General features: G+C 62.0%; 11 protein-coding genes. 3 read left to right on the forward strand and 8 right to left on the reverse strand.

The genetic code is table 11. The annotated features are described in order from the left end of the window. The first annotated feature begins 4 nt into the window (after positions 1–4). Positions 5–1,198, forward strand: coding sequence for an NAD(P)H-dependent flavin oxidoreductase (locus AT302_RS18630; RefSeq protein WP_058379726.1), 1,194 nt, complete (start codon positions 5–7; stop codon positions 1,196–1,198). Here the strand turns inward: AT302_RS18630 and AT302_RS18635 are convergent. The 8 genes from AT302_RS18635 to AT302_RS27355 form a co-directional block, all read right to left on the reverse strand. Then, entirely contained in the window at positions 1,117–1,809 is a 693-nt protein-coding gene (locus tag AT302_RS18635; RefSeq protein WP_157125830.1) for a hypothetical protein, read from the reverse strand. The genes AT302_RS18630 and AT302_RS18635 overlap by 82 nt on opposite strands. 121 nt (positions 1,810–1,930) lie before the next feature. Next, on the reverse strand, positions 1,931–2,896 hold the full coding sequence (locus tag AT302_RS18640; protein WP_058379728.1) for a LysR family transcriptional regulator: 966 nt from the start codon (positions 2,894–2,896) through the stop codon (positions 1,931–1,933). A 2-nt stretch (positions 2,897–2,898) separates the two neighbouring features. Beyond that, positions 2,899–3,279: a cytochrome o ubiquinol oxidase subunit IV gene (cyoD, locus tag AT302_RS18645; RefSeq protein ID WP_058379729.1), complete on the reverse strand. Its 381-nt coding sequence runs from the start codon at positions 3,277–3,279 to the stop codon at positions 2,899–2,901. Next, a complete protein-coding gene (cyoC, locus tag AT302_RS18650) occupies positions 3,276–3,917 on the reverse strand; it encodes a cytochrome o ubiquinol oxidase subunit III (protein WP_058379730.1) in 642 nt (213 codons plus the stop codon). Before cyoC ends, cyoD begins: the two co-directional genes overlap by 4 nt. Then, the gene (cyoB, locus tag AT302_RS18655; RefSeq protein ID WP_058379731.1) at positions 3,917–5,923 is read right to left on the reverse strand and encodes a cytochrome o ubiquinol oxidase subunit I; all 2,007 of its coding nucleotides are present in this window, start codon (positions 5,921–5,923) and stop codon (positions 3,917–3,919) included. The genes cyoC and cyoB overlap by 1 nt, the downstream gene beginning before the upstream one ends. A gap of 3 nt (positions 5,924–5,926) precedes the next feature. Then, positions 5,927–6,856 (reverse strand): ubiquinol oxidase subunit II, encoded by a 930-nt coding sequence (gene cyoA / locus AT302_RS18660; RefSeq protein WP_237172203.1) that lies wholly within the window; start codon positions 6,854–6,856, stop codon positions 5,927–5,929. 269 nt (positions 6,857–7,125) lie between these two features. Next, positions 7,126–7,800: a hypothetical protein gene (locus AT302_RS18665; protein WP_237171964.1), complete on the reverse strand. Its 675-nt coding sequence runs from the start codon at positions 7,798–7,800 to the stop codon at positions 7,126–7,128. A gap of 906 nt (positions 7,801–8,706) precedes the next feature. After that, a complete protein-coding gene (locus tag AT302_RS27355; RefSeq protein WP_084656319.1) occupies positions 8,707–9,339 on the reverse strand; it encodes a hypothetical protein in 633 nt (210 codons plus the stop codon). Positions 9,340–9,705: 366 nt separating this feature from the next. Here AT302_RS27355 and AT302_RS18670 point away from each other — a divergent pair, with 366 nt between their 5' ends. Both AT302_RS18670 and AT302_RS18675 read left to right on the forward strand, forming a co-directional pair. After that, the gene (locus AT302_RS18670) at positions 9,706–10,308 is read left to right on the forward strand and encodes a response regulator transcription factor (RefSeq protein WP_058379732.1); all 603 of its coding nucleotides are present in this window, start codon (positions 9,706–9,708) and stop codon (positions 10,306–10,308) included. Positions 10,309–10,416: 108 nt separating this feature from the next. Continuing rightward, positions 10,417–11,952, forward strand: a complete 1,536-nt coding sequence (locus AT302_RS18675; RefSeq protein ID WP_058379733.1) for a sensor histidine kinase — start codon at positions 10,417–10,419, stop codon at positions 11,950–11,952. Position 11,953 lies beyond the last annotated feature (1 nt).

The raw sequence follows: 11,953 nt of genomic DNA on the forward strand, positions 1-11,953 counted from the left end.
TGACATGAACGAGCAATGGCTGACGCTGGCCGGCCGCCGGCTGGTGCCGGTGGTACAGGGCGGCATGGGAATCGGCATCTCCGCGCACCGGTTGGCGGGTACTGTCGCGCGCAATAACGGCATGGGCACGATTGCGAGCATCGACCTGCGGCACCACCACCCTGACCTGCTGGCTCAGGTCGAAGGTACACGCGACAAGGCGGCCATCGAAGCGGTCAACCTGATCGCACTCGACCGCGAAGTCCGGGCTGCGAAGACACTCGCCGAGGGCCACGGACTGGTCGCCGTGAACGTCATGAAAGCCGTGAGTGCCCACGCGTCGCTCGTGCGTCAGGCGTGCGAGAGCGGCGCTGACGCCATCGTCATGGGCGCCGGTCTGCCGCTCGACCTGCCGGAACTCACGGCCGCGCACCCGAACGTTGCGCTCATCCCGATTCTGTCGGATTCACGTGGCGTGAGTCTAGTGCTGCGCAAGTGGATGAAGAAAGGCCGCCTGCCCGACGCCATCGTCATCGAACATCCCGGGCACGCGGGCGGCCACCTTGGCGCATCGCGCATCGAAGACCTTGGCGACGGGCGTTTCTCGTTCGACCGTGTGCTGACCGAATGCCGCGAGATCTACGCATCGCTTGGCATCGAGTGGGCGCGTGTACCGCTGATCGTCGCAGGCGGCATTCATCGGCACGAACAGGTGAAGCATTGGCTGGGTCAAGGCGCGGCGGGCGTGCAATTGGGAACGGCATTTGCCGTGACCGAAGAATCGGATGCCCATCCGGCCTTCAAGGAAGTGCTGGCCACCGCCCGCCCCGAAGACATTGCGGAGTTCACCAGCGTGGCGGGCCTACCGGCGCGCGCGGTCCTCACGCCGTGGCTCAAGCGCTATCTCTCGCGTGAGACGGCATTACAAGCGAAGGCGAAGGTGCGGCAGTGTCTGGAAGGCTTCGACTGTCTTCAGGCGTGTGGTCTGCGCGACGGCGTGGCCCGTATCGGTCAGTTCTGCATCGATCTGAAGCTGGCGCAGGCCGTGCGCGGCGATGTGGCGCGCGGGCTGTTCTTCCGGGGACGCGATCCGCTGCCGTTTGGCGAGCGCATCCGGCCCGTGGCGGACCTGATGCGCTACTTGCTGACCGGCGAGTCGCCCGCGGAAGGGGTCGATGCCGCCGACGCGGCTGATGTCGCGCCGGTCGCCGCCGCCTGATCGTTGTTGGCTGTGTTGCCGCCGCTGCCGCTAGTGCTGCTGGCGCCGGCAGCGCCTGACGTCCCGCTATTGCGCGCCGCCATCCGCTTGTCGAAGAAGGCGGCCAGTGCGGGATCGTTCACGGTCAGGTCGAACTGCCGGTCATCGACCGCGTTGAAATAGTTGTCACAGAGATCGGCTTTGGCGCTCTCGGTCGTCTGATCGTCGATGCTTCGCGCGTAGACGGTGAACTGCCGCTCGACCAGCATCGGCAATTGCGTGCGCAGCAACTCGTCAAAACTCTGCCGCGCCTGCGGGTCGGTGTAGGTTGCCTGCAACTCGGCGCGCACGCGGCGGCCTTCGAGCAGGTATTCGCGATGACGCGACTCCCAGGCGCGTAGTGCTGCATTGCCGTGCGCGCGCGTTGCCTCGCCATACAGGCCGCATTTCTGCACCAGTTGACCGAGCACCTGCCCCACGCCCTCGGGAGAGGCAATGGCGGCCCCCATGAGTTCGGCGTCGTTCTTGTACTTCGGCGGCTGCGCCCACACCGTGGATGCCTGTGCGAACACCGCTGCACCGACGAGCACGCTTGCGCATGCCCGTCGCCATGACTTGCGTTGTCGAGTCATTACCGGGTCATCAGGACGGCGTGCTTGGGTGGCCACGCTCTGGGTGATATCGCTTCGGCCGCGATTGAATAACGGCATCTTAGCCGAAGTCGCCGGGCGCGTCCGGGACGCCTCGCCAAGCCTACGCCGCACAGGCCTCCGGGCCGAGACGCGCCACCATATACCCGACGAAGTCTTCCAGTTTTGCCGACACGTAGCGCCCGGCCAGATGCACCAGATGCATCGGCTCGCTCACCGTCGCTTCGGCTTCCAGCACGCGAACCAGACGCCCTGCCGCCACTTCAGGGGCCAGCAGATACTCCGGCAACAACGCGATCCCCATGCCACATACCGCCGCTTGCAACTGCGCAAACGGGTTGTCGGCAATCAACCGGACATCGTGCTGCAAAGGCTGCAACGCCGACGTGCCAGTGGCAGCACGCGGCCCCTCCGCACGGAGCCATTGCCCATGCGCATCGTCATAGCGAAAGCCCAGACAATCATGCCCGGCCAGATCGGCCGGTTGGCGAGGCACACCGCGCCGCGCCAGATAGGCGGGCGACGCACAGGCCACTCGCGTCACGCCGCGCAGGGTGTGCGCGACGAGTCCCGGCTCCGGTAATCCACCGGCCTGAAATGCGGCGTGAATGCCCTCTTCTTCCAGATCGACGGCGCGGTCCTTGAGATCGAGATCGAGCGCCACATCCGGGTGCGTGCGCAAATACTCGGCAAACAGCGGCATGAGCAGGTGCGCGCCGACGGTCGTTGGCGCACTGACCCGAAGCTGCCCAAGCGGGCGACGGGCCGCCTGCATCGCCGACGAAGCCGACGTTACCGATGACATCGACGAAACACCCGCCACCCCGGCGTCCGCGTTCTCCACGCGCGCCAGCACCTCGGCGCACTCGGCGAAATAACGCGCGCCCAACGCTGTCGGCACCTGCCGCCGGCCGCTGCGATGCAGCAGTGGTTGCCCGAGCCGCGCCTCCAGCGCCTGCACATGACGCGATGCGGTCACTGCCGACATCGCGCAGGCGGCGGCACCGGCGCTGAGACTCCCGGCACGCACCACCTGAACGAACACCTCCATGCATTTGAGGCGGTCCATGTTCAATCGCGCAGCTTGGCCCGTTCGATCGACATGTGGGTCGGCATCATGTTGGTGTTCGCGTTATGCATCACCCACAGCGAGCCCGCCACGATGATGGCAATCAGCCCGGCCGTGCACAGGAAGATAGCCGAGTTCTGCCGCTGATCGCGCTTCGCACCGATGTGCAGGAAGTACACCAGTTGCACGATCAACTGCGCGACGCAGAGCACGACGATGGTGGCGAGCCCCATACCGCGCGGCACCACGCCGAGCATGACCGCGCCGAACGACGCGAAGGTCAGCACCAGCGACAGGAAGAAGCCGATCACATAGTCGCGCAGGCCGCCGTGCGAGGCGCTCGCCGCGTGGGTTTGTGAAGTGGGTGAATGAGCGCTCGTCATACGAACTCCCGCAGATAGACGAAGGTAAACACGCAGATCCAGACCAGATCCAAAAAGTGCCAGAACAAGCTCAGGCATTGCAGGCGGCGGCGTACCACATCGTCGAAACCGAAGCGGCGAATCTGGTCGATCATCACCACGAGCCACAGCAAGCCGCACGTCACGTGCAGTCCGTGCGTGCCCACGAGCGTGAAGAAGGCCGACAGGAACGCACTGCGCCCCGGCCCGGCACCTTCGTGAATCAGTGCCGAGAACTCATACACTTCCATCGCGACGAAGGCGGCGCCCAGCGCGAAGGTCAGCCACAGCCAGCGCTTCACGTTGGCTTCGTTGCCCGGGCGAATCGACAGCGATGCCAGCCCGAACGTGAAGCTCGAGAGCAACAGCAGCATCGTTTCGCCAAGCACGAACGGCAGCTCGAACAACTCGCGCCCGACCGGGCCGCCTGCCGTGTTCTGCGCGAGCACACCGAAGGTGGCAAACAGCACGCAGAAGATGAGGCAGTCGCTCATCAGGTAGATCCAGAAGCCGAGCGTGGTGTTCACGCCCGCATCGTGGTGCCCGTGCGCGGTGTCGTGGAGATGGGCCCCGGCGTGCGCGCCGTGCCCGTGTGTGGGGTTGAGGGTTGCGCCGGACATCAGGCTGCCTTTGGAATGGATTGAGACTGGGGCTGCGCGGCGCGCAGATCGTCATAGCGGGCTCGCTCGATGCGTGCGACTTCCGCCGCCGGGACGTAGTAATCGACGTCGCGGTCGTAGGTACGCCACAGGAACGTGGCAATTGTCGCCACCAGACTGGCGCCGGCCAGCCACCAGATATGCCAGATCAGGGCAAAGCACATCACCGCACTGAACACCGAGACCACGAAGCCCGCGCCGGTATTACGCGGCATGTGGATGTCTTCGTAGTGCTTCGGCTCACGCCAGGCGAGGCCGCGCACCTTGTCGTCCCAATGCTGTTCGAGCGAATCGATGTTTGGCACGTGTGCGAAGTTGTAGAACGGTGCGGGCGATGACGTCGCCCACTCCAGACTGCGCGCGTCCCAAGGGTCGCCCGTCAGGTCGCGATTGTCCTTGCGGTCGCGAACGCTCACCACCAACTGCACGATGAACGCCAGAATGCCCATCCCGATCACGGCGGCGCCTACGGCGGCCACGATCAGATACGGCTGCCAATCGGCCTGCACGTAGTGGTTCATGCGGCGCGTCATGCCCTTGAAGCCGAGCACATACAGCGGCATGAAGGCCAGATAGAAGCCCACCAGCCAGCAGAAGAACGAGATCTTGCCCCAGCGCTCGTTGAGCGTGAAACCGAACACCTTCGGGAACCAGAACGTAATCCCGGCCAGACAACCGAACACCACGCCGCCGATGATCACGTTGTGGAAGTGCGCCACGAGGAACAGCGAGTTGTGCAGCACAAAGTCCGCGCCCGGCACGGCGAGCAGCACGCCGGTCATGCCGCCGATCGCAAACGTCACCATGAAGCCGATGGTCCAGAGCGTGGACGAGTGGTAGCGAATGCGGCCCTGATACATCGTGAAGAGCCAGTTGAACAGTTTCACGCCGGTCGGTATCGAGATGATCGTCGTCATGATGCCGAAGAAGGCATTCACGTTCGCGCCCGAGCCCATCGTGAAGAAGTGGTGCAGCCACACGAAGAACGACAGAATGCCGATCGACGACGTCGCGTAGACCATCGACTTGTAGCCGAACAGCGGCTTGCGCGAGAACGTGGCGATGATCTCCGAGAACGCCCCGAACGCCGGCAGAATCAGGATGTACACCTCCGGGTGCCCCCAGATCCAGATCAGGTTCACGTACATCATGGCGTTGCCGCCCAACTCGTTCGTGAAGAAGTGCATGCCCAGATAGCGGTCGGCGGTGAGCAGCGCGAGCGTGGCGGTCAGCACCGGGAACACGGCAACGATCAGGATGTTGGTGATGAGCGCGGTCCACGTGAACACGGGCATCTTCATCAGGTTCATGCCGGGCGCACGCATGCGCAGAATCGTCACGATGAAGTTGATGCCGGTGAGCGTGGTGCCAAGCCCCGATATCTGTAGCGACCAGATGTAGTAATCCACCCCGACGGTTGGGCTATAACCCAGTTCCGACAATGGCGGATAGGCCACCCAGCCCGTGGCCGCGAAGTCGCCCACGAACATCGACATCATGACCAGCACGGCGCCCATGGCGGCGAGCCAGAACGAGAGCGAGTTCACGAACGGGAACGCCACGTCGCGCGCGCCGATTTGCAGCGGCACGATCACGTTCATCAGGCCCAGCACCAGCGGCGTGGCCACGAAGAAGATCATGATCACACCGTGTGCGGTGAAGATCTGGTCGTAGTGGTGCGGCGGCAGATAGCCCGCTTCGCCACCGGCCGCAACGGCCTGCTGGGCACGCATCATGATCGCATCGGCAAAGCCGCGCAGCAGCATGATGAGCGCGAGCACGATATACATCACGCCGATGCGTTTGTGATCGACGGAGGTAATCCACTCCGTCCAGAGGTACTGCCACTTGCGGTAATACGTAATGGCGCCGAGCAGCGCCGCGCCGCCCAGCAACACCACCACCAGCGTGCCCATGATGATGGGCTCGTGCAGCGGGATGGCGTCGAGATCGAGTTTTCCGAGCATGACTTACTCCGTGAGCGAATTCGGCGCGATGGCCGGCGACCTGACGCCTGCCAGTTGCTGCGTCTCTACGCGGCAATTGGCGGCGGCGATGATGTCGTCGAGTGCGCTGCGCGTACCGTTAGCGGCCACGCTGCCGTCCATCGGCCCCATGTATTTGCCGACGATGGCGTCGAACAGCCCCGGCGTCACGTTCGCGTAAATCGGCACCGGCACGCCCGTGCCCGGCTGTTCGAGCTTCACGTAGGTAGGCGCGTCGAGCGTGTCGGGCGCGCCTTGCGCTTCGTGCACCCATTTCTCGAAGTCCTCGCGCGAGGTCACGTGCGCCTTGAAATGCATGTCGGAGAAGCCTGCGCCGCTGTACGCCGACGACATGCCGGCATAGGTGCCGGTCTGGTTGGCGATCAGGTGCAGCTTGGTCTGCATGCCCGACATCGCGTAGACCATGCTGCCGAGTTGCGGGATGAAAAAGGCGTTCATCAACGACTCGGCCGTGAGCTTGAACTCGACGGGCGTGTCCACGGGCAGCACCAGCCGGTTGACGGTGGCGACGTGGTAGTCCGGATAGATGAAGAGCCACTTCCAGTTGAGCGCGACGACTTCCACGCGCACGGGCGGCTTGTCGGACGCCACCGGCTCGATCGGCCGGTACGGGTCCAGCTTGTGCGTGGTCTCCCAGATCATCACGGCGAGTGCGACGACGATGATCACGGGAATCGTCCAGACGACGACTTCGATCTTGGTGGAGTGCGACCACTTGGGCGAATAGGTCGCGGCCGTGTTCGATTCGCGGTAACGCCAGAAGAACACTAGCGTGAGCACGATCACGGGCACCACGACGAGCAGCATGACGCCGAGCGCGATCAGGATCAGATGCTTCTCCTGTTCGCCGACACTGCCCTTCGGGTCGAGCAATTCGAGCGTGCAACCGCTCATGGGCACCGTCGCGAGCAGCGCGCCGGCCCGGGCGCACCACCGGGCGAACCCCGTTTGCCAGCGCGTGCCGCTTATTGTGTCCGCCCTCTCGCGCGAGATGGGCCAGACGTTATGCATGGGCATTTCGAACCTCTATGTATGGATACACAATTTGCGTTTCGAATGCTACTCACACGCATAATCCATACATCGCGACATAATGACGCAGGGAGGAACCTGTTGGCCCGGCACGTGGTGCGCGAGCGCCTCATTAGCTTGCCTACATGGCGTCAGCGCTGTCCGGCGGCCCGGGGCGGGGCACAGCAGTTTTGGGTATCGATCTTGCGCCCCCGGCACGACGGCAATGCAGGAGACGACTTGCACATCAGCGCGTTGGCAGGCCACGTGTAGGTGAAATGCCGGTCGAGCATGCATAGCTCGGCAGCGGCCACGTCGTCCGCTTTCATCAGGTCGACGCCCGGCTGCGTGACGCTCGCGAAGCCACAAGCGCGCATGGCCTGCTTCACGCCGTCGGTATCGGTATTCGCGCGCTGCCAGAACGTGTAGGGCGGCGGCAGCGCGGTGCGCGTGCTGTGCTCGGCAGGATCGAAGTCCGGATCGGTGCCGAAGGTTTTACCGCGCGGCACGTTGGCGCAGGCGGGCAGTTCCGGCGAATCGGTGCAAAGGATGCGGCGGCCCTGATAGCGGAAGCCGATTTCAAGCATGCACAGTTGTGCCTGCGCGGCGTCGTTGGTGGACATCTCGCGCGGGGTGAAATTGGCAGGATCAGGAAATCCGCAATCCACCATGGCGCGTCGCACGCCCAACTCGCTCACGCCCGGCTGCGTCCACAGCGTGTATGCCGCAGGGGGCGGCTGAAACGGCCGCGTGGTGCAAGCGGCAGCGCCAAGACAAAGCAGGACGGCACAAAGTGTTGTGCGGGTGAAGGAGACGGTTGGGAACATTGGCATAACGATTAAAAAAGCGCCATTGAGTCGCGCCGATTATAGCGACGCCTTTTCCGCATCCTTTTGCGATTCCCAATGCCGGGGCGTATGAAACGGGGCACTGTGATTTATACGGGCCAGCAATCGCGGCCTTCGTCGGATCCGCGAAAAGCCCCACCGGACAAGGCATTCAGCCCATCACACCTGCCCCCGACGCGTCGGCTTTTCACCGACTTGTATTAATCACAGTTTCGGCGCGGCAGGCCGATGACGATACTTCATTCAACGGCCAACGCAACACAGCAGCCGCGAAACACCGAAGCCAAATCGACCCCTGAACCGCAACTTGAATCGCTGAAAAAAGGAGCCACACCATGTTCCCGTTCGCCTACCTCTTCGACACCTACGCCGAACCCGCCACCAACTATGTGATCACCGTCGGCCACTTCTTCGGCTACTGAGCCGAACCAACCGAACCAACCGAAACACCCGCCTCGCCCTTAAATCGCCACACCACTGACTCAGGAGAAACACCATGGCAGCTATCGCTTACTACATCGGCCGCGACGTCGTCCCCTTCATCGCCAGCCTGCCGATTTTCAACTAAAGCGCGCAGCGCACCCACAACTTCGCATCTGAACAAGGAGAAACAAAACATGGCCATGACCTTCATGCTTCAAGCCGCTGCGCTCGCCGGGATGATGATGGACTGCAACTTCACCGATATCTTCTGATCGGTGGCGCCCCCCGGCCTCCCTACCCCGCCGACACGAAAAAGGACCACTTCACGTTGTGATGCCACGCAGTCAAGCAGGTCTGACGTTCAGCGCTGCTAGCGAACAGCCACGAAATCCCGTAAAAAATGCCGCTTCGATCTGCGTCGAAGCGGCATTGCGACCTTCTGGAGACTCACCGCAACGCGGTTCAACTTCTTGCCGGAATCGATACCAGCATCCCTCGTCTTGCATAGAATCGCTCGGCTTCTTTGATAGGAAGACTGACATCCATCTGGTAGGGAGGCACGCCAGATGGGTTATGAAACCGAATGTGATCGAGGTCCGATCCGTGTATGAGAACGAGATGTCCGCCCTTGCGAGAGTTTGGCGTCTTCGGATTTCTGATTTCCGGACTCACCGAAACCAATGCCATGCAAAATGGTGAAATTTCGTTTGCGACGTAGGAGAGTGGCATGTCTTCGAATACGCTGATATCGAGATGAAAGCGCACACGCACCCAATGGCAAAATGGTCGGTAAATCAGCCCCGTCACCGAGTTGTCGCCGTGTTTGATGTATGCGCCGATCGATAGCGCTTCACAGAGCATTTCAAAGCGAGTTCCGTGCGGGATTGACAGAAAATCGAGAATCGACTCGAGGCATGCAATGCCGCAGAGCCGTCTAGCCCAAAAACGGTAATCAGCCTCCGAGGAGAAACCCGAAAGGGTCCACGTGGGATCATCACAAGGATCGATCAAGCCCGCGATGATGCCCTCGTTTAGCTCCGGTGATGCCCATTGCGATCGATAGGGAACGCCTGTGTGATGAAATTTATTGTTCATTCGTGGAACCGACGTTGTTCGCTAAGTTGCAACCGATTGGGCGGTTCCACATAGCCTTCCCCCTCGCGTTTGAACGCGTTATTGAGCGTCCGGCGCCGGGGCCCTGGGGAAGTATTTAATCAGAAAACATCGTGACTTCTATCGTTTGACCGTTGGGAATTGGCCGAGAAACGCTGGCAGTGATGATGCGATAGGAGCGATGTCGCAGGGGAATTCATTGCCGAAACGAATTTGGATGGGCAGCATTACCCTCCGCGAGAACCACTTCACGCGGTCCTTTTTCCTTTGGTGGACGGCACAGGAATTTCGTCATCCGGCATTTCCTAGTACGATTTCGGCATTACACGAAAAACCAGGGCCAGCGGGATGACTTCTCCCACCAAAGTGTTCTGCATCGAAGACGATCACGATTCGGCAGACCTGATTCGCGAAGACCTGACCGATCGCGGTTATGTCGTCAAAGTCGCACACGATTTCACGGCAGCACTCGCCACTCTGGCGTCATTCATGCCCGACATCATCGTGTGCGACGTGAACGTGCCGGGTATGACCGGCTTCGAGTTTCTGGAAAGCGCACGCAGCATCATTCAGGGCGAGCGCAGGATTCCGTTCATCTTTCTGACGGGCAACGCCGATAAGGCCTCGATCATGCGCGGGCACAGCACCGGCGCCGACGAATACATGCTCAAGCCGGTCGATTTCGACGTGCTCGATACGGTGATCCGGAAATACACGCACCATGACGAGCCGGACGACGGCGCTTCGCTGCCCTTCGGCATCACCAAACGCGAAGTCGAGATTCTGCAATGGTCGGCGCGCGGCAAGACCTCCGCCGAAATCGCGATCATTCTCGATCTGAGCAAACGCACGGTCGACTTTCACATCGACAACGCCCGCGAAAAACTCAACGTCGCCACCCGCACCGAAGCCGTCGTGCGCGCCGCGCTGCTCAATATCATTCAGCTTTGACGGCAGACGACTTCGGTCGCCCCGCCCGCCTACGCCCAGTCAGAACGGATCCACCGCATGCCTAAAGCGTCTAAACAGCCGAACACGAAGCTCCCCGTTCGGGGGCGAATGTATCTTCTGCTCGTCATCTGCCTTGTCGTCATGGTCGCCGTGGGCGTCGTGGTGCACCGCGAAGTCGACACCGCACAACGCACCGCACTCGCTGCCGAGCGTGCGCAGATCGACAATCTGAGCGTGCTCGAAGAACTCAACGACTACATCTCCGACTTCCGCACCGTCGAATCCGAAGCGCTCGCCCCGATGTCGCCCAAGGCGCTCGCGGCCATTCGCAGCGCCGCCGATGAGTTCGACGACAAGATCAAGAACGCCTCCGACCGCTACCAGAAGCTGCTGGTGCACGACGAGTACCGTCTGGCCTTCTCGAAATTCCAGACGCAATGGGCGCAGTACCGCCGTATTTCGAATCAGGTCTTTCAGCTCGCACAGAACGGCAAGCTGGGCGACGCCGCCAAACTCTACCGGGGCGAATCGAACAATAAGTACACGCTGGCCAACAGCACCTTCGGCGCCCTGGTATTCCGCAGCACCGAAGGGTTGATCAAGAACGTCGAGACGAAGGGCAACGCCGCGCATACCCGGTTGCTGCAAATCGATGCGCTGATCGCCGCGATGATTCTCGTCACGCTGGGCTGCCTCGTGTATGTGGATGCGGCGATGCTGCGGCCATTCACGCGCCTGATCGCGCTGGCCGGCAACGCCATCTCCGGCAAAAACAAGGCACGCCTGCCTTGGCTCACGCGGGGCGACGAGATCGGCACACTCTCGCGCACGATTGCCAAGTTTCAAGAGAGCACGTCGTCACTGGTGCGCAACCAGAAGCTCACGACGGCCAAGAACACCATTCTCCAGCGGGCGCTGGCCAACGAAGAGCGGCTCAACAACTTCCAGAAGACTTTCCGCTCGATGGCGTCGCACGAGTTTCGTACCCTGCTCAATGTGATCGACGGCCATGCGCAGCGATTGCTGAGCCCGCGCAACGAAGAAACCGATTCGCGCCCGCGCTACACGAAGATTCGCGAAGCGGTGGCGAAGCTCAACAACGTGATCCAGAACTGGCTAGAGGCCGCGCAAAGCGCCTCGCTCGACGATCCGAAGTTCGGCAAGCGCAGCGAGTTGTCGCTGGTGGCCTTGCTGGAAGATGTGCGCGATGTGGGCTCGGACATGTTCCCCAACGCGACCATTACGGTGACCCCGACACCGGGCCTCGACAGTCAGATGATCGGCGACAGCAACGTGCTGTTCCACGCATTCATCAATATCGTAAGCAACGCAACGAAGTACACGATGCTGCCGCCCGCCATCGATATCGGTGTGGCAGACGCGGGCGACGCCTTGCGCGTAGTGCTGCGCGACAACGGCACCGGTATCCCGGAGGAAGAACTCAAGGAGATCTTCCAGATGTCGTTCCGCTCGCGCAGCAATGCCGTGCTCGAAGATGGTTCGGGGGTCGGGCTGGCCGTCGTGCACGCGGCCATCGAATTCCATCAGGGCACGATCGAGGTGACCAGCCAGGTCGGCGTGGGCACCACGTTCACCATCACGCTGCCGAAGGCCCCGGTGCTTCAGGAAGCTGCCGAGGCCTGAG

This window comes from Pandoraea norimbergensis (assembly GCF_001465545.3).
Classification (GTDB): domain Bacteria; phylum Pseudomonadota; class Gammaproteobacteria; order Burkholderiales; family Burkholderiaceae; genus Pandoraea; species Pandoraea norimbergensis.